14 protein-coding genes and 2 pseudogenes are annotated in these 19,511 nt (G+C 41.5%); 8 read left to right on the top strand and 8 right to left on the bottom strand.

Translation table 11 applies throughout. The features are described from left to right. Positions 1–421: 421 nt before the first annotated feature. Positions 422–580: a hypothetical protein gene (locus ASJ81_RS23095; protein WP_170943433.1), complete on the bottom strand. Its 159-nt coding sequence runs from the start codon at positions 578–580 to the stop codon at positions 422–424. Between the two features lie 344 nt (positions 581–924). Between ASJ81_RS23095 and ASJ81_RS20725 the strand changes: the two are divergent. Then, positions 925–1,527, top strand: a pseudogene (locus ASJ81_RS20725) (PrsW family intramembrane metalloprotease); the annotation flags it as partial. A gap of 402 nt (positions 1,528–1,929) precedes the next feature. Here ASJ81_RS20725 and ASJ81_RS20720 read toward each other — a convergent pair. After that, on the bottom strand, positions 1,930–4,377 hold the full coding sequence (locus ASJ81_RS20720; RefSeq protein ID WP_095646022.1) for a plasma-membrane proton-efflux P-type ATPase: 2,448 nt from the start codon (positions 4,375–4,377) through the stop codon (positions 1,930–1,932). Positions 4,378–4,854: 477 nt separating this feature from the next. Between ASJ81_RS20720 and ASJ81_RS20715 the strand changes: the two are divergent. Together ASJ81_RS20715 and ASJ81_RS23090 are read left to right on the top strand one after the other, a co-directional pair. Further along, a pseudogene (locus ASJ81_RS20715) lies at positions 4,855–6,627 on the top strand (chloride channel protein). Further along, on the top strand, positions 6,581–6,736 hold the full coding sequence (locus ASJ81_RS23090) for a hypothetical protein (protein ID WP_170943432.1): 156 nt from the start codon (positions 6,581–6,583) through the stop codon (positions 6,734–6,736). Before ASJ81_RS20715 ends, ASJ81_RS23090 begins: the two are co-directional and overlap by 47 nt. A 90-nt stretch (positions 6,737–6,826) precedes the next feature. Here ASJ81_RS23090 and ASJ81_RS20710 read toward each other — a convergent pair whose 3' ends face one another. From ASJ81_RS20710 to ASJ81_RS22410, 5 genes are all read right to left on the bottom strand, one after another. Beyond that, positions 6,827–7,798 carry a 2-hydroxyacid dehydrogenase gene (locus tag ASJ81_RS20710; RefSeq protein WP_095646021.1) on the bottom strand — a complete coding sequence of 324 codons (972 nt, stop codon included), beginning with the start codon at positions 7,796–7,798 and terminating at the stop codon, positions 6,827–6,829. A 5-nt stretch (positions 7,799–7,803) separates the two neighbouring features. Beyond that, entirely contained in the window at positions 7,804–7,992 is a 189-nt protein-coding gene (locus tag ASJ81_RS20705) for a YHS domain-containing protein (protein WP_095646020.1), read from the bottom strand. A 598-nt stretch (positions 7,993–8,590) separates the two neighbouring features. Continuing rightward, the gene (locus ASJ81_RS20700) at positions 8,591–9,442 is read right to left on the bottom strand and encodes a 2-oxoacid:ferredoxin oxidoreductase subunit beta (RefSeq protein ID WP_095646019.1); all 852 of its coding nucleotides are present in this window, start codon (positions 9,440–9,442) and stop codon (positions 8,591–8,593) included. Further along, positions 9,429–11,168, bottom strand: coding sequence for a 2-oxoacid:acceptor oxidoreductase subunit alpha (locus tag ASJ81_RS20695; protein WP_095646018.1), 1,740 nt, complete (start codon positions 11,166–11,168; stop codon positions 9,429–9,431). Before ASJ81_RS20695 ends, ASJ81_RS20700 begins: the two co-directional genes overlap by 14 nt. A 1,426-nt stretch (positions 11,169–12,594) precedes the next feature. Beyond that, positions 12,595–12,801, bottom strand: a complete 207-nt coding sequence (locus ASJ81_RS22410; RefSeq protein ID WP_141241825.1) for a hypothetical protein — start codon at positions 12,799–12,801, stop codon at positions 12,595–12,597. Positions 12,802–12,850: 49 nt separating this feature from the next. Between ASJ81_RS22410 and ASJ81_RS20685 the strand changes: the two genes are divergently transcribed. From ASJ81_RS20685 to ASJ81_RS20670, 4 genes are all read left to right on the top strand, one after another. After that, a complete protein-coding gene (locus ASJ81_RS20685; protein ID WP_095646016.1) occupies positions 12,851–14,203 on the top strand; it encodes an ABC transporter substrate-binding protein in 1,353 nt (450 codons plus the stop codon). Then, positions 14,200–15,246 (top strand): radical SAM protein, encoded by a 1,047-nt coding sequence (locus ASJ81_RS20680; RefSeq protein WP_095646015.1) that lies wholly within the window; start codon positions 14,200–14,202, stop codon positions 15,244–15,246. The genes ASJ81_RS20685 and ASJ81_RS20680 overlap by 4 nt, the downstream gene beginning before the upstream one ends. Positions 15,247–15,382: 136 nt before the next feature. Beyond that, positions 15,383–16,531, top strand: a complete 1,149-nt coding sequence (locus ASJ81_RS20675) for a FecCD family ABC transporter permease (protein WP_095646014.1) — start codon at positions 15,383–15,385, stop codon at positions 16,529–16,531. Next, a complete protein-coding gene (locus ASJ81_RS20670; protein WP_245860396.1) occupies positions 16,528–17,319 on the top strand; it encodes an ABC transporter ATP-binding protein in 792 nt (263 codons plus the stop codon). The genes ASJ81_RS20675 and ASJ81_RS20670 overlap by 4 nt, the downstream gene beginning before the upstream one ends. Before the next feature lie 458 nt (positions 17,320–17,777). Here the strand turns inward: ASJ81_RS20670 and ASJ81_RS20665 are convergent, their stop codons facing one another. Then, positions 17,778–18,116, bottom strand: a complete 339-nt coding sequence (locus tag ASJ81_RS20665; RefSeq protein WP_275112596.1) for a Coenzyme F420 hydrogenase/dehydrogenase, beta subunit C-terminal domain — start codon at positions 18,114–18,116, stop codon at positions 17,778–17,780. Positions 18,117–18,361: 245 nt separating this feature from the next. Between ASJ81_RS20665 and ASJ81_RS20660 the strand changes: the two genes are divergently transcribed. Next, positions 18,362–19,471, top strand: a complete 1,110-nt coding sequence (locus ASJ81_RS20660) for a DHA2 family efflux MFS transporter permease subunit (RefSeq protein WP_095646011.1) — start codon at positions 18,362–18,364, stop codon at positions 19,469–19,471. Positions 19,472–19,511: the final 40 nt, after the last annotated feature.

The following is a 19,511-nucleotide window of genomic DNA, read 5'->3' as shown; positions in this document are numbered from 1 at the left end:
ACCGGGGAAGTTTTCCATCCACGCAGCAAGCTAGCGGGGTATTCGACTGAAATAAGTCACTTGGATCAGGAGTTCATTTGTTTCATTCGAGCATTATCAAACAGTCGGTTCACCAAGAATTATATAATTTCAAGACGCACTCTAACTATAAGTATAGTCCAAATATCGGACTGCGAAACCCTGGGGAAAGGGATTGGGGAAGGAATTCAATTCGAGAGTATATCGAGAGGTGCAGCGCTGAAGTATGTCAACAGATCAGGCAGCCCAGGTACCCACGTAATCACTGTTATCCTGCACATGAGTGGGCGAATGACCCAAGAACCCAAAGCTGTAACGGATGTTACACTCTCAGCCTTGGTTCATAGAGACTTTGAACAGAATGTGCGTAGGATAGAACCAAGCGAATTGTCGTTTGCAACGATCAAAATACCAGACCTGTTGCCCAGGGATATAGGGCTACTGACTGGATCTGTGTGCAACCAGCCTTTGGTGCTGATGTAAGCGCAAATACATCAGAACCGAGAAACAGCAAAGCTTTGCCAGCTTGAGTAAGGGGAGCAGCAATGCAGGCTTTCGACACATTCACCAATCATAAAGGCTTGCTGTCCAGTGAAATCTTTAGAGATAAAGTTATGAACTTGGTTGAAATTACGTATAGAAAGACATATGGAGGAAATAATGGACAGCACTGCGAAAATCCAGCAGTCTACACCGATATCCCAGCGTAATGGATGGCTAAAAGTTTTAATCACTGCAATATTTTTTACATTATTTTATTACTGGTCTTGCTACTGACAAGAAATTCTAATCTTTTCCCCACCCTAGTAATGGTAGGCAGCTTTACGGTCCCTGTAACCTACGTAGCTTTCATATACGAGCGCAGGCACCTCAGCCGTCTGACAATGCCCAACAGTCACTCTAGCTTTCCTGTATGGTGGGCTGGTGGGTATCGTTGCCGCTTCCCTTTTGGAGCCATTTTTTATCCGCCAACTGGATCCTGTCTCGACTTTGAAGGTAGGGTTCATCGAAGAATTTGCCAAAATCCTTGGAGTGCTGGTTATTGCACAACATAGACGGCATGACTCGGAAATGGATGGACTGATCCTGGGCGCAGCGGTTGGGATGGGTTTTGCGGCTCTGGAAAGTAGCGGTTACGCCTTTACTGCCTTCCTGAAGAGCAATGGGAGCATTTCAGCAACAGTGGCAGTGACCTTGATTCGTGGGTTATTTTCTCCACTGGGGCACGGGACTTGGACAGCGATTTTAGCCAGCGTGCTGTTCCGTGAAAGCAGAAATGGCCGTTTCCGAATTAACCTGCCAGTGATTGGCGCTTACCTGCTCGTTTCCGTCCTGCATGCAATGTGGGATGGGCTACCTTCAGTTGTTACTTCCATTTTTGGACTGGGGTTAGATGTGATTATCGCCGAGGGCATGGTCGGTATTGTTGGATTATTTGTCCTCTGGATGCGCTGGCGAGAAGCGATCAGGTTACAAACTATTTTGCCGCCAGAAGCCGAGGATATATAATACCTAAAAGAAGGGAGATATGGAACCTCAATCCTAAATTGATGTAAGTTTAAGTTTAGATGAGCTTCGGATGCAGTAAAGCGTGCCAAAGAGCTTTTATTGGGAATAAACTTCGTGAACATCAATGCTTTCCTTTAACTGAGATAGACTGCTGGATGTTGCCGAAATAAATATAGATGTTAGCTCAAAGCTTGTGATTTTGTAGTTCAAATATAATGTGCTGGGGTTATGTAAAATCTTAGCCATTTATTTTTGCATAAGTCTCCATATGATTATTGTCACCTCCTCAAAAAAAAGCGTATTTTAGCAGCTAGAAACTTAATGGAATCTGTCTGTTTTCCCAAAACCTGGCTCTAAAGAAAGAGAGAAGAGGGGGAATTTCCATTTAGACACTGATCTTAGTTACCATGCTATTTCTGTATATTTTATCAGCAAACATTTCATAGAATCATTTACCAGAAGCGTTACGATAAAATAGTAAGCCATTATGCTAAGCGTATAATAAAGTGGTAAGGATGCAAGACCCGGAATTCCAACAGTGAAAATTACCATTACAAATATTATATCAAGTATAATAGCCAATAGAAGTGTCCTGCTTGGAGCAGATTTCCAAAAATGGCCTCTTTCTCTCACTATGAACATGGTAAAAGTTCCTGAGAAAAACAGCATCTCAAAAGCAAATGTATTAAGTTCCGGTATAGAAGATTGAAGCCCAAAATACTTCAAACCAATATATAGCAGTCCAAAATGTTCTATTAGTGTTATAATACCCAAAGCCACGGCAACTTCTACAAGTCCTTTTATGTTCCAGGTATTGGGTTTATGGGACCATCTGACCTTATCAGTAGCAAGTGAGAGTGTTACGAAATCTGTAAGGAATAAAAGCAGGACCATATCAAAGGCAGTTACTACAAAGAAGCCGGTAAACATGAAAGACAGTGTCACGAAAACAACTATAGTAAACGTTTTAATGATTTTATTAAGTATCCAGCTTATTATCCTTTGATAAATCATTCTGCCAGTTTTTATCAGGTCAACAATACTGGATAATCCTTCACTTGTTAGTACAACACTGGCTGATCCTTTGGCTACATCTGTTGCACTGCTGACTGCTATTCCTACTTCAGCCTGTTTGAGTGCAGGAGCATCGTTTACACCATCTCCGGTCATTCCTACAATATGATTTTTTGATTGTAGACTTTTGACTATTATATACTTGTCTTCAGGATATATTTCAGCAAATCCATCACTCTTCTCAGCAATTTCGGATGCTTTTGTGAGATTTTCCTTTGCGTACTTTTTTAGATCTGGTGCTTTTACTATATTTTCTCCAATTCCAACTTTGTTTGCTATTTCTTTGGCGATAGGCAAGGCGTCTCCAGTAAGCATTTTTATTGAGATGCCTAAGCTCTTTAATTCCTGTATCAGTTTTATAGAATCGGGTCTGAGAGTATCATACATCGCAACCAGACCTACAAGCCTTGGTTTTTCAGTATTCTCACTTATCGCTACAGCCAGGGTTCTATAGCCTTTCCCAGCAAGCTTCCCCATACTTCCCTCAAGCCTGTCTATCTCCTCATTTTTTAAACCACAAAGCTCAGCTATTTTTCGAACTGCCCCTTTCATTACCCTGAAACTGTTGTTATTTCGTTGAACCACAGCTTCAGTTCGTTTAGTCTCAGGATTGAAGGGGTAAAACTCCTTTTGGACATATTCTTGGCTTAGAAGCTTTTTATCTCTGCCAAAAGTAAGGAATGCCAAGTCTATTGGGTCCATATTTGCTTCCTGAGAAGCCAGTGCTCCATATAATATTACATCCTCTTCGGCAAATCCATTCGCTGGAGAAATGTTCGTTATAGTAAGCCTGTTTATTGTTATTGTGCCGGTTTTATCAGCACATAAGGTATCCATTGTTGCTACGTCTTCTGAGGCCGTAAGCCTGGTAACAAGTACGCCTTGCTTTGCAAGTTCTATTGACCCCAGAGCCATGCTCAAAGTGAACATGGCAGGGAGTGCAACGGGTACGGCTGTAACCAGCAGTATAAGAGTTAACGGCAGTATTTCCAGCAAGCTGCCTCCCCTTACTACCTGCGCCAGAATGGTCATTCCAAGGAGCAAAATGACTATTGCAAGTAACCAGGTCACAACTTTTGAGATTACCTCTTCCATATGCAATTTAGGTCTGGCTATTTGAACCAGCTGTGCAGTTCTGCCAAAGTATGTTTTCTTTCCTGTAGCCAGCACAATTGAATTTGCTTCTCCTTCTTTAATTATCGAGCCTGAGTACAGGACTGAGTTCTCCTTTTTTTCAACTGCCATAGATTCACCGGTAAGTGCCGACTGGTCCGCCTCGAGTTTACCTGTAACTACTTTAAGATCTGCTGCTACAAAATCCCCGGCTCTGCCCCTTACGATGTCTCCCGGAACAAGTTCCCTGGCTGGCACTGTTTTCCATTTACCGTCCCTTAGTACTCTCGCCTCAACCTGAAGGTTTTTCTTCAAAGAGCTTATTACACTGGATGCCTTCTCTTCTTGCAGGAAGCTCAATATCGAATTAAAGAGCAGCAAAGCCCCAATGATATATAGGTCAAGATACTTGCCCAAAATAAAAGATACCAGTATTGTCAGTTCGAGCATCCAGGCTGTTAATCCCCAGAATTTTTTAAAAAATTTTATAATAGGTGACTCCTTCTTTTCAGGGATTTCGTTAAAACCGAATTTACTGGTCCTTTTTTGAGCTTCTTCCTCCGATAAACCTGTTTTAGTATCAACACTGAGCCTTTCTGCTACTTGTTTCCAATCCAGATTATTTGGCTCATTTCCCTGCTCCTGACCTTCCCCGTCAGCCATTTAAGTTTACTCCGGTGATCCTATAGCCTTTTGACTGCGTCTACATAGTGTCTTAAATCGTGGTCTTTAAGTATAGCTACATAGCGTTAGCTCCTTTACACAAAGCTTCTTTTCCCCACACTTAAACTGCAAGACGATTTATGAGTATATAGGTTTACGTGATTGAAGCATTTTTTGATTCATAACAATAAATTTAAGACAGTAAACGCCGATTTCGAAGTCTGGTAACTAACGTAAAAAATTAAAAATCATTAAATTTTTAACATTTACCGAACAATAAAATGGATAAATCCAGTTTTTCTCTTAAAAACAGAGTTGTGACTGATATTTTGTTTTAAATAATTACCCTATTATCTATGAAATAGTGTATTGTTAACCGAAACTTTCACAAAACTTCAATAACCCATCATTTCACGACCGGATTTGTTTCTGCTAAAGAAGTATTTAAAGTAAAAAAGTCTCCATGAGGCATGAACATTGGAAGTTAATACAAAGTCCAAATTTAAAATCCATAACTTGTTCGATTATTCCAGTATAAGAAAATATATTACTCGAAGATTCGATATAGAGTCAGCAAAGATTAACTCAATTGCTATCTTAATTGGTCTTCTCACAGGGCTGGTAATAGGGATATATGACCGTGCTCTTCTGTATTTTAGCACTTTTTTTGGAATGCAACGCGGGTTTTCGGTACATGAGTTTCCACCCTATTATATAGTATTTATGCCCGCTCTGGGAGGGCTAATAGTCGGAATAATCTCGCATTTTCTGATAAAACGACGTTATGGGGTTGACGGGCTTATTGAAACAGTAGCAGTTCGTGGAGCAAGGCTTAATCTTACCGACTCTCTTCTTGAAGTTTTTGCGTCGATAATTTCAATCAGCTCAGGAGCTTCACTGGGAAAAGAGGCACCTGGCATTGTAGGCGGTGCCTGGACAGGAGCATTGGTGGGACGAATCCTGAAAAATCCGGAAAAACGACTCCAGACTCTTCTAGGCTGTGGGGCTGCTGGAGGGATTGCAGCAGTCTTCAGTGCCCCGCTTGCAGGTGTGGTTTTTGTCGTTGAAGTGATCTACGGAGAACTTGAAACAAGTACCTTTATTCCTATAGTTATTTCTTCAGTTTTTGCAACACTTGTATCAAACTCGATTATTGGAATTGAACTTCTCAAGATCCCTGCCTACTCACTTGTCAGTCCATACCGAGAGTTAGGGCTCTACCTTGTTTTTGGGCTCCTTGCGGGCATAGTTTCAACAGTATTAATTCGAGCTCTTTATTATACAAAAGACCTGTTTTCAAAAATACCTGTTCATCCCATCTTCAAACCTGCTCTGGGAGGACTGGCAGTAGGTGCAATCGGGCTTTTCTATCCCCGGGTTCTTGGGATGGGCTATGGTGTGATTACGGATGCCCTGAATAATCAGTTTACATTCAAGCTTTTAATAATCCTGCTTTTCCTTAAAATTCTCGCTTTTTCTCTAAGCCTTGGATCAGGAGGCTTTGGCGGTACAATTATTCCGTCTATGTTTGTGGGAACAATGCTTGGAGGGGCTTTTGGGACAGTTGTAGACACGTTATACCCTGGAATGACGGCAGGGCCGGGAGCTTATGCACTTGTAGGTATGGGTGCAGTCTTTGCCGGGACTACAAGAGCTCCTCTTACTGCTATTTTGATCCTTTTTGAGCTTACCAGGGATTACAACTTAATCCTTCCTCTCATGTTTGCCTGCGTTCTAAGTAATGTAATGTCAAGTGCTCTGTACCCTGAATCAATCTTTACGGAAGGACTTCGAAGGAAAGGCATTAAAATCCGAAAAGGCAGGGAAGTAGATATCATGACCTCCATTCCTGTAAAAGCTGCAATGGTCACAAATGTTCAGACTGTCTCCGAAAACAAGAGTGTCGAAACCCTTGAGGCTCTCATGAAAGTGAGTCGCCATGTTGGTTTTCCTGTCGTGGACTCAAAAGGCAAACTTTCTGGAATTGTAACACTCTCAGACCTCCGGAACAAGGTATAGCCTGGAGAAGTTGGCAAGAAAATAGGGGAGATCGCTACCGGAGAAGTTGAAGTCGCCTACCCTAACGAAACTCTTGATGCCGCCCTCAAACGCCTTGCCTCAAAGCAAATAGGCAGACTCCTTGTTGTTGACAGAGAGGATAAAACAAAACTTCTTGGAATCATCACTCGGAGTGACATCGTAAATGCATACAACAAGAAAGTCGTTGAAAAGTTCCGGGACACTACCTGACAAGAAATACAGATATAAGACCCAAGGAGACAAGACCCAGGGAGGCAGAGCTCTGGATTTTTACGGTTGTTTCTTGAAATTATCTTTGAAGTCATCTCTTAAAGTGTAATCGTAACTCATAGATATAGTGTTCACGCCTGTCCTTTGAATGCAATCGGCTTGAAATATTCATTAGATTTCGTAATTTGCGTTCAGGATTTTAAGGCAGCCTGAGGCTTGCAAGCACTTCAGGGTTTACAACATTCTGAGGTTTTCCTTCAATAAATCTTTCTACATTTTGGATGCAGACGTATGTGCATTCCTCAAGGGATTCCTCCGTCAGGAAAGCTATGTGAGGCGTGAGTACGACATTTTCCAGCTTTGTCAGAGGATCATTCACCGGCAATGGCTCTTTTTCGAAAACATCAAGACCGGCTCCACGGATTTTTTTCTCTTTGAGGGCTTCTATGAGAGCAGCTTCATTAACCACCTTCCCTCTGGCAGTATTTATCAGGATTGCACTTTTTTTCATTTTTGCAAATTCTTTTGCTCCTATCATTTTTTCCGTGGAAGGAGTTAAAGGCACGTGAAGCGTAACAATATCAGACTCCGCAAGCAGAGTATCCAGATTGACAAATTTCACTCCAAGTTGTCTTGCTTTTTCTTCAGTCGGATGGCCCGTAACCGAGATGACGTTCATGTTAAAACCATGAGCTATCTGGATAACTCTCGATCCTATACTGCCGGTACCTATTACCCCCATTGTTTTTCCCATAATTTGATTTCCAACATAGTTTCGCCAGTCAAAATCCCCCTCGCGCAGCCTGATATCTGCGATATGCACTTTCCTTAGAAGATTTAGAGCCAGGGCAAAAACCATTTCAGCAACCGAATCAAATGCATAGTCAGGAACATTGGACACAATTACACCTTTTTCAGATGCAGCTTTGAGATCTATATGATCATAGCCGGTTTGCCATACTGAAAGCATAGTCAAGTTTCGGGAGGCATTGAAAGCTTTTCCCGAAAAGCCATATCTACCTACAATGACTATATCTGCATCCCTTACTCTTGAGATAAATTCTTCAACTGAAGAAGGCGTGCTTTCAAAGACCTTAAGGTCACCGAGAACCTCAAGTTTTTTTCTATATTCTTCTGGCAGGAATACAGGATCTGAAACAACTATTTTCATTTGTATCACTTCCTCGAACCGTAGAAACTCAGGTACTTTTCCGGGTCTTCGTCAAACTTTTTCTTACAGGAAAGAGAGCAGAAATAGTATTCTTTTCCCTTATACTCGCTCGTGAATTTTGCATTTCTCTTGTCTACTTGCATTTTGCAAACTACATCTGTTTCAGTGGACAAGGCCGAACCCACATTGTTCATGTACACTCCCCAATTTGTCCCGATTTTTATAATCAGAATTACAACTATAATTATAATTGTATTATAATTATAATCCATTTGTATTCGGTTAAGGATTTTGAGCTGCTGATCTCGATTTCGACGGAAAAACTCAAACCCAAATGTTTAGTGTTTAAATTGAAATCGATATCAGATTCCAGTTTTGCATTTGATGAATAATTTAACAAATTTTATGAAAATCAATGCAATTGATAACGATTTTTCCTTAACCGATGACCAATGAATTATAATCTAATTATAATTATATATGCTATTTTTCTTCGACATAGATATATGTTACTTCTTTAGGGTTACTTTTCCTTCGAAGTCATTTCCTCTTCCTTCTTAAGTTTTAATTTTGTCCTGTATAGTGCAAGTAAAAAGCCGTATACTGCTGGCCCGGTTACCAGTCCGGTAATTCCAATTACGAGAAGAGGGGTTCCAAATGCCAGAATTGTCAGTATTGGGTGTACTTCACCTTCAACCAGTTCTCAAATCTCCTGAACTCTCCTGATGCGATCCTATTCAGTACTTACTTTCCATTATCCGACAGAGTGAAGATTTTGTTTCCCGGAATAGATTAATAAAATTTTTCAATTTCGTGCTTTACGTCCTCAATGTAGAACTTTTGCCTTACAAGAGGCTCTTCCTGAATCGTAGGCATTCCTTCTTCAAGCGTTTCTCTTTCATTTTTATAAAAAATACCGTTCGGAATCTTATCTCCCCATTCCAGAGACCTTTCGAAAGCTTTCAAGCGGTTAGAGGGGTCATATTCTTCTTCGAGTTTATAGACCCTGTCCCGGTACCACTTGAAAGTGTTTATCTTGTTAAAGGTAACACAGGGTTGAAGGATATCAAGAAGAGAAAAACCTTTGTGTGTTATGGCAGCCTTCATAAGCTCTTTCAGATAATCCTGATCTCCTGCAAAACCTCTGGCTACAAAACTGCAGTCCTGGGAAATTGCCAGGGCAAGTGGGTTTAATGGCTCTTCAAGGACACCATAAGGCTGGATTTTTGTGTGGGTTTTCTGAGCTGTGGTAGGAGAGGCCTGCCCTTTTGTCAGCCCGTAAATCTGGTTGTCATGCACTAGCAGAGTAATATTCGGGTTACGGCGAATTGTGTGAAGGAAATGATTCCCGCCTTCTCCATAACAGTCCCCATCCCCTGCAACTGCTATTACGTGCAAGGAGTGATTGGCAAGTTTTGCAGCCGTAGCTACGGGTAGAGTCCTTCCATGTAGCCCATTAAATGTGTGGCATTTCATATAATGAGGCAGTTTTCCAGACTGTCCTATCCCTGAAACCATAAGCACTTCCCATGGCTCAATGCCAAGCTCTACAAGTGCCTCTTTAACAGTCGAAAGGATATTGAAATTTCCGCACCCTGGGCACCAGGCAGGAACCTGGCCCTTATAATCTTCAGATGTAGGCATGTAATTCCTCCTTCAGATTTTCGATTGTAAAAGGCCTCCCATCATACTTGAGAATCTGGTGGGAAAATTCAAACCCTGTTTCTGCTCTCATTAGTTTTGCAAACTGTCCTGTAGCAGTATTTTCTATACAGATGGTAAGATCAGCATTCTCAAGAAGTTCAATATAATCAAACTTATCCCGTTCCGGAAGAGGATAGACCTGGCTGAAGTGCATCATCGCAACCTTGTGATCCTTAGAAATAGTATCGACAACCTCTTTTATCACACCATAAGTAGAGCCACGCCCTACAAGCACTATTTTTGGAGAAGAATCACCATAAAGAAGCGGAGGTTCAATTTCTTTCTTTATAAGAGGCAGTTTCTTCAACAGCCTTTTCTGGACCATTTTGATCCGGGTTTCGGAATCTTCTATGATATGCCCCTCCTCGTCATGTTCATCGCTATCCGCTACAACGAGGTGTTTTCCGGCTTCTCCGGGGACCGCAAGGAGAGAGATTCCTGTACTGGAATATTTAAAGCGTTTATAATCCTCAATACCTTCAAGGTCTTTTTCTCTCAGCCGATAATCATTGTAAATTATATTTTCAAGGTCGAATTTTTCATAAGTCCATTCGGTATCCACAAGATACTGGTCTGACTGGATGAACACAGGGATCTGGTACTTTTCCGCAAGCTCGAAAGCCTTGTTAGTGAGGTAAAAAGCCTGTTTTGGGTCTCTCGGCTCAAAAATCACTCTTGGAAACTCTCCATGTGCTGCATAAAGGACAAAAAGCAAGTCTGCCTGTTCCGTGCGTGTAGGTAGACCGGTTGCAGGTCCAGGCCGCTGCATTTCTGCAATAACGATAGGAGTTTCGGTCATTCCTGCAAGAGAAAGACCTTCTACCATCAGGGCAAATCCCCCACCTGAACTACCGGTCATTGCCCTTACACCTGCAAAAGATGCTCCTATAGCCATATTAATGGCTGCAATCTCGTCCTCAGCCTGTTCAACGACCAGATTGTATTCTTCTGCTCTGGAAGCCATATAGTTTAAAATCCCTGTTGAAGGTGTCATAGGGTAACCGGAGTAAAACTTACAGCCTGACATAACAGCTCCCATTCCTATCGCGTGAACTCCGTCAATAAGCATGAGCCTTCTGTACTCAGGCTCGCTGATTCCAAAAGCTTCGCAGCGAGGACAGTTAGTACGAGCATAATGATATCCCGCTTCTGCGCAGGCTATATTATCCTTGATTACCTCTCCCCCTTTATCCTTGAAAGCTTTTCTGAGAACATTCCTGAAGGCTTCAAGCCCAAGATCAAGTATTCCAAGCGCTGCTCCGGTTGCTACGGTATTTGCCATAACGCTTTTTTTACCTACATCAAGAGCTATTTTTCTGAAAGGAATATCTATGAACTCAGGTTCCTCAAATTTCTTTTTGGTAATTCCGGAGTCATAGAGAATAAATCCTTCTTTTCTCACGCTTTTTCTGTGAATTTCAATAGTGTTCAGGTCAAGAGCCAGAAGAATGTCAACCATTTCTCTTGAGGCAGATATTTCCTTGTCGGAAAAACGGATCTGGTAAAAATTATGCCCGCCACGTATCCTGGACATGTAATCCTGATGCGTAAATACGTGAAACCCGATCTTGGAAAAGACCTGTGCAAGAGCTCCTCCTATAGTCGCCAACCCCTGTCCGGCCTCTCCTCCTACTCGAAGTGTATAGTCCAGAAACTTTACCCCCAAATGTTTTTTCTTTTAGATTTAACTCATATAAGTTCAAGTCATTAATACGGAATTCTAATTTGAAAATAATTTAAATATCGTTGCAGCAAAACAGAGATTCTTCTACCTAACTTTGTTTTCTATCATTGCTAACTCTATTTAGCTGTCTCTTCTTTTAGTCCCCTTATGAAATATTATTCTAAACATTAAATAATCTTGGTCATTACTCACATCCTAAAAGAATACAATCACTCCGGAAATTTCAAGAATTGACAAGAAAGCCATGGACGCAATCCGCAAGATTAACTGACAATTCCCTGAATCACTGGAGAAGGCTGAACTATATCTTTTTACAGAACTTTGTCTGATGCGAAAGAGTTGTCAAATTTCTGTTTAAAACTGATCCGAAAATTCCTCCCTCCACGCCCGCATGCTCATGAGGTGAGCAGATATCGGGCGGTCGCTGGCAAAAAAGAAGAATATGAGATCTGTAAAATTACGGATATGTTTTTGGAGTATTTGCTTTCCTATTTTCATAGTCGTTCGGTTTCAACATCCTTTACGATGCTTATTATTCATTATTTTCCTGGGATATTCAGTGAAAGGAAATACTTCAGCCCATCCAAACCCGCAAGGAATAAGGAGATGGAACATTTCCCTTCTTTCCCTTTCTCTATTATTATCTTTTCAATATTTCAGATTTGTTTCAAAACCTTCGTTAGGCTCCTCGAAATCCTTAATATCTTCAAGGTCAAGTTTTCCACAGTAGCAGGAAATGTTTGAACATTATCTAAAATCCATCTCTTACTCACTAATACCATAAGCCCGCCACTTCACTATTTAACTTTTGAACAGTTAAAACATCCCTTGATTTTTTCCTCTAACACCAAACATGGCACACTTTCGTAACGATAAATTATTTCTCATTTCTATTTAACGTTTAAAAATCTAAAAATATAATAGAGTTCAACTTTTTCATATACACATAATTACCAGACTCTTTGGGTAAAACTCACGCATTTAATCTGGTTTCATTGCAAAAATTTCAGAATAAGGAGAATTTCGATAAACTCCAGTTTATGGCTGGTTGCTTATAAATTGTATATAAGTAATTTCTTGAGATTAGAGGTTTATCGAAATTCTCTAAGATGTAAACTATACTTTTTTGCTATTATTAGTTTATATCATTATGTTTATGTGAACATAACGTTAAAGCGTTGAAAGCTGTCTGTCTTACTATGAACACAGTATCCGTGGAAAGAGATTAAATTGTGGAAAGAGATTACATGATTAAACGCTATCGTATTTTGCTCTAAATGTTTCGGGGTTGTCATGATGAAACGATAATTATTTATGTCATTATTATTTATGTCATTATGTCTAATTGAACATAACAATAAAATCTTTGAAAGCTAGTGGTCTTGCTATGAGTGCAAAAAGAGTTCATTTATGAAATTATGTTGCTTCTGGCCCTGACATCATGCGTAAGCATGTAACCGATAGACCAGCAGTTGTGCAAGATAAGTAAAACACTCAGGAGCATCTCAGTGGTGGCTGTTGATGATTTCTTATCTTCATAACTATGGCGGAAATCCTTGATTATGGCAAGGCTTGACTTCTGTAGTTTACAGAGCATGGGCTCAGACTCGTTCATTGCAGGTTACATGTACACAACAAATAATTGATTATAGAGTGGATTCGATATGAATAGGAAACTCAAAGTTCTCTTCATAGCCATGATGTTGGTGGCTGCAGTCTTTTTAAGTGGCTGCACGGACAGTCATTCGGTAAAGGAAAGTAATTCAAGTTCTGACAAGAGCACGGAGAAAGTAAATCCTATTACCGAAAAGGAAAACAGCAGTGATGATAAATCGGTGAGTGTCGCAGAGGATATTGGTACTAACGGAACCAATGAGAGTACACCCGTTTATTCCCTTAATGATACTAATACCACATCTAATAACACGTTAAATAACACGTTAAATACCACATCTAATAGCACAAGTTATTCTAACAGCAATGTAAGCTTATCGACACGCCATTCAGGTAGCGGACATTCCAGTAGCAGCAGTTCCCCAGAAGCAAGTGATTCAGATGATACAATAGAGCTTACGGACATGGCACAGAGAACGGTGAAGATTCCTACTCCTGAAAACATTGAGAAAATAAGTTGTCTGCATCCTATTCCCACATATATGACATGGAGATTGACACCAGAAAAACTAAGCAGTGTAGATATGGTGTTCAATGCAAACCCTCGTTTGGTACCGGAGGATGCAAATGATACTATGAATGGCCTGCCTGTCACTGGAGTGTTTTTCAAAGGCATGAACCAGGAACAGATGCTAGCACTAGATCCTGATGTAATTGTGTCTATGACAAAAGACCCAAACCTGGATCAAGAGCAGAGTGATTATGCAGCACCAGTGGTTGCTGTTTCCAAAGACAATCTGACAGACTACGAGCAATCATTCAGATTAATGGGTAAGCTACTGGGTAATGAGGAAGAAGCAGACGAACTTGCAGATTATTGGAACGATTCTATCACAAAGGTGACTAATATCACTTCGACGATTCCAGAGGACCAGCGTGTGAAAGTTTATTATGCTTCCCACGATGGCCCACTTTCAACGGTTGGACCGCTTACAGTAATGAGTTCGATAATTGACCTGGCAGGTGGTGTCGATTTGTACGATACAAACACTACGCTTACTTCGACCCAGAAAGTCGATGAGCATCTCGTTGTCAACATTGAGCAGGTCCTTCTCTGGAATCCTGATGTAATTATTACAAAGACAGAAACAGAGAAGAATACAATTCTAAACGATACTCAGTGGCAATCTATCAATGCAGTGAAGAATGGCCGCGTATACGCAGCTCCCCGTTGGGAATCATTAGATGGAATTCAATCAGTTATGGGTCTAATGTGGACAGCGGAGAAACTGTATCCAGATAAAGTAAAGTTTGATTTCAATAACGAAACACGTGAGTTTTATTCAGAGTTCTACCTCTACGATAACATAACGGATGAGCAAATTGCGGAGACGACAGCATGACTGACCGGGCAATATCCTATGAAAAAATACTTCAGAAAAGTATAGAGGAGCCCATCGATTACGATGAGGCTCTCTTTCTTTTCAAAGAGACTGAGAATGCTGTAAAAGCACAGGATCTGTTCCGGACAGCTCTGACAGTAAGAAATAAAGAAATAGGCAACACATTCCGATGGAGTGGGGGAATTGCCTCGGTTCTTCCCTGCAAACTGAAGCCACTATGCTCGTATTGCCCATACTGGATCAAGGACACGACTCAGCCGCTGACCATTGATGAAATAAAAACTGGTGTGAAATACATTGAAGAGCAGGGACTAAAGGAGTTTCATCTTAGCGGTGGCACGGACCGCAGATCCGATGGTAGGGAGATTGTTGAGATAGTCCGCGCAATCGTTCCCCTTACATCAGCTGACATAACGGTTAATGTCGGCGCTGCCATGTCAGAGGAAAGCATCCTGGAACTGAAACGGCTTGGTGTGAAACGGATCGGAGCATCCTTTGAGACTGTGAATCGTGAACTATTTAAAAAGGTCAAGGCAGGAGACAGCTTCGATGCCAAGGTGAAACTGGCAGAAATGATTAATGATTCAGGGCTGGAGTTCGGTACAGGGATGCTTGCCGGGTTGACGACAGGGCCCGAACGTTACAAAGATTATGTGGATTTCATGTTCTTTGTCCGCCAGTTCAGGAACCTGAAAAGCGTGTATGTAAGTCGCTTCTTCCCGGTCAGGGGAACACCTATGGAGGAACACCCGCGCTGCTCGACAATGGAAGGTTCCCGTATTATCGCAATCATGCGTCTGGTTCTGAGGAATATCGACATCGGGCCAGCTGCAGGATGGAGCTATGATGATATCCCTATGTGGGTCATGGCTGGTGGGGGCAACCGTATTGGTGGTGTGCATATCAATCGTGCTCCGGGTTATAGGAATAACTGGTACCTCCATTCAGCGTTGGAGTATTGTGATCGTATGGAGTATCGTAATACTATCGCTACTGCTTCGCAGCTTCTCAAAGAATCAGGTATTGAAAAAGTCATTCTTTGAGTAATGTCTGTAGATAACGCATGAACTTCAGGATCTGCCTGAGGACTAACCGGGAAGTATGAAGGGATGATACGGATTGACCTGTACTGAAAAACAAGCTACTGAACCTAAAATTTAATCTCAGGGTATGTAAACCATGAAACGAGTGGAAATAGCCGGACAGGAAAATTCACATAACTCCAGTGATTTTACCCTTAGTAGCAACGCTAAATACAGGTTTTATCCGGGTAAAGTATCGATAAACTTTATCTTGTTCCTTCTGCTGATCGGTGTTCTTATTACATCCCTCTTCATGGGCAGATACCCTGTTGACCCTGTTACTGTTGTAGTCATTGTAGTTTCCGGTATCCTGGAACGGATCGGAGATGCAATAGCAAACATTACCGGTGTAAAGATAGCTTTCTTCTGGTCGATACCTCATACCTGGTCCATAATCGTGAATACGGTTGTATGGGACGTGAGATTACCCAGGGCAGTTGCTGTCGTCCTCGCAGGGTCCGGTCTTGCAGTTTCAGGTGCCACATATCAAGGTGTCTTCCGCAATCCGCTGGTTTCCGAGTCCATTCTGGGCGTATCTGCCGGTGCAGGAGTAGGTGCAGCTCTGGCGATACTGATGGACCAGGGAACTGGTGTAATACAATTGTCAGCCTTTGTTTTCGGACTGCTTGCAGTGAGTATGACCTTTGCAATAAGTCGTGTCTATCGCAGCAATCCTACATTAGTGCTCGTGCTGGCAGGAATTATTATCGGCGGCTTGTTCTCTGCGGTGATCTCACTGCTGAAATTTGTGGCCGATCCTTATAGCAAGCTTCCTGATATCGTTTTCTGGCTTATGGGTTCTTTCGCCAAGGCTTCCACAGCTAATTTTATTCTGGTTGTACCAGTCATTCTTATTGCCATGCTGGTAATTGTCCTGCTGCGATGGCATCTTAATGTTATTTCCATGGGTGAGGAAGAGGCCAGATCTCTGGGAATAGATACCAAGCTTTTCCGTCCGGTAGTTATTGTCTGTTCTACTCTACTGACCGCTGCAGCCGTCTGCATCGGGGGGGTAATTGGCTGGGTAGGGCTGATAATACCTCATATTTCCAGGATGTTAGTCGGTCCTGATCATAAAGACATGATAATAGCATCCATACTGTTAGGAGGTTCCTATCTACTGGCAGTTGATACGTTATGCAGGACGCTGACATCTGTAGAAATACCCATCAGTATAGTTACTTCGATTCTGGGTGCTCCGATGTTTTTATATTTATTATATAGAGCTAAAAAGACGTGGTCATGATGTGTGCGAGACTTGAAGTAAAAAATGCTACTTTTTCCTATGACGGAAAAAGGAATATCTTCGAGGACATCTCATTTTCGGTAGACTCTGGGGATGTGTTTTGTATTCTCGGGCCCAATGGCACCGGCAAATCTACTCTACTTCGCTGTCTCTGCAATCTGTATCCGCTGAATGCAGGAAATATCAGTATTGATGGATTAGACATTTCTTCGTATGCGCCAAAAAAACTGGCGAAGAAAATAGGTTTCATTCCTCAGATCCATACTCCTACTTTTCCATATTCTGTACTGCAAGTGGTCATGATGGGCCGAACCCCTCACCTGAATACGTTTGCTTCTCCCTCACATAAAGATAGAGAAATTGCGCTTGAGGCTCTCAGGACAGTGAACATTGAGCATATTTGGGACAAACCATACACAGAACTCAGTGGCGGACAGATGCAACTTGTGCTTATGGCTCGTGTGCTTGCCCAGGAGCCTGAGATTCTCCTGCTTGACGAGCCGACTTCTCATCTTGATGTAGGAAATCAGATTTATACAATAAAAATGATAAAAAAATTATCTCAAAAGGGATTGGCCCTGGTGATGACCTCTCATTTCCCGGACCACACGTTTCTTTCGTCCAGCAAGGTGGGTATCATGAAAGATCGCAAGTTTCTGGCAATGGGCCCGGCTGAAGTTGTGGTCACTGAAGAAAATCTTCAGGATGCCTACGGAGTACCAATCAAGATTGTCTACATAGATGGTGAGATTAAACGCAAAATTGCTGTGCCTGTAGTCAAGGATTAATTTTAGGGCTCCATTGCAAAAATATTAGAATAAGCATTTAAATAAATCTATTAGAGACAGATCAGATCCGCCTGATAAGATATTACCTCTACACTCAGAATAATCCTGTAGAAAGCCTGATAAGCTATTACTCTATACCCAGAATAACCTGTAGAAAGTCTGATAAGCTATTACCTCTACACTCAGAATAATCCTGTAGAAAATCAGATTAAGAGCTACCAGAGAGCAGGCAAGAAAATACAGTAACTTTTCCTGTAAAACTACTGTGATCTTCCTCTTAATCTTGATAAATGGCCTTTAATTAAAGCTTTATTCAAACTATAATAAGAAAAAGCAGTTTAATTTTAGAAATTTTCATACATTTCAATGGAATCATATTGAGAATATGAGAACCTATCCCACCCCTGATTCCGTATAGATAACACGAGCTATTTTCGCTGACGAAAAAAAGATAAGTTTCAGGAGTAGGGATCCCACAGCGCCTTATTAACCCCAAAATTCCTGCGCTCATCGGGTATCTTGCGGTTCTTGTCGATCTCCCCCTTTTCAAGCTTCATGACGAGCCCAAGACCGAGCTTTACTTCTTCGATGGGCTTTGTCTCGAACCGGCCCGCAGCAACTGCTTTAGACCAGACATCGTTTCCCACCCTGGTACGGATGAAGACTGTGGACCAGCCGTCCAAGCTTCCAATCGAGCCGGTTGGTATGTTGGCGAGGTTAGAGACGTAACCGAGGCAGACGTGCCAGATTGACTGCCCGTATTTGTGCGTCTCCTTGAGAAGCTGTTTACTGAGTATAATTCCGTTCTCTCAATGTTGGATTTTTAAATTATCGGTTTCTTGAGATTTTTCATTTGTAGAAAACTCGGTACACTGCCTTAATTTTCCTTATTGTGAAGGTTTTCAGTTGTTTTGTAAAAATAACCCGACTTTTTACAAGGAACTCTGCCAAAGAAGCACCATAAGGTATAAATAAGAAACGCAACGTTCCCTATCATAAGGAACGTATAGTTCCTTATTTATTACGTGATTGGTGTATTCACATGGCAAAAAATAAGCTTCAAAATGAAAAACTTGAACCGATGTTACTTAAAATAGCTATTATCCTGGTTATCGGTTCTCTGGCGCCACTACTGGATTCAACAATGGTCAACGTGGCTATAAAGACAATTGGAGAAGACCTAAATAGCACAATTTCTGTCATTCAGTGGACCATTACAGGATATGTGCTAGCAATGGGAATATCGGTACCGATTTCAGGATGGGCTACCAATCGTTTTGGCAGTAAACAAGTGTATATGAGTTCACTTTTGATTTTTTTAGTTGGTTCGGTTCTCTCGTCTCTTTCCTGGAACATAGAAAGTTTAATCGGTTTTAGACTTCTGCAAGGTATTGGTGCAGGTTTACTGATGCCAACTTTGCAAACAATGCTTGTTCAGGCTGCTGGTGGCCAGAATTTAGGACGTATGATGTCATTTGTCAGCATACCTGCATTGCTGGGACCGATTCTTGGTCCAGTACTGGGCGGAATTATTGTAAACAGTTTAAGCTGGCGCTGGATTTTTTATGTAAATATTCCAGTCACCATTATAGCTTTACTTCTAGCCTGGTGGGGGCTACCGACTGAGAAGCCTTACAACAGTAAGCAATCTCTTGATATTATCGGCCTTTTTTTGTTGTCCCCAGCTTTTTCCATACTCATTTATGCCATTTCTCAGGTAAGCTCTCATGGCAGTTTTGATTGCAATGAGGTAGTTGTTCCATTAGTTACTGGCTTGCTTCTGATGGCTGCATATATTGTCCATGCCTTACACAAGAAAACATCTTCAGTACTTGACGTTCATCTATTTAAATCGCGTAATTTTTCCGCTTCAACTGCTTCACTCTTTCTGTCAGGCATCATCATGAATGGAGCCATGCTTCTTCTACCGTTATTCTACCAGCAGGTACGTGGCGAAAACGTTCTATTTGCCGGCCTTTTATTAATTCCCCAGGGAGCTGGCATGTTATTGACCAGAAGCTGGATAGGGAGACTAGTCGACCACATAGACTCTCGTATAATAGTTGTCATAAGCCTTATTGTTACAATTATCGGTACGTTACCATTTGCATTTGCTAATTCGAATACAAATCAAATTTCAGTACTTCGCTAATTTTTCATTTTGTATAAATGAGGTCATTCGAAACCTATAT

Origin of the sequence: Methanosarcina spelaei, from assembly GCF_002287235.1 — an archaeon.
GTDB classification, from domain to species: Archaea; Halobacteriota; Methanosarcinia; order Methanosarcinales; family Methanosarcinaceae; genus Methanosarcina; species Methanosarcina spelaei.
This window is presented reverse-complemented; position numbering and strand designations above follow the sequence as displayed.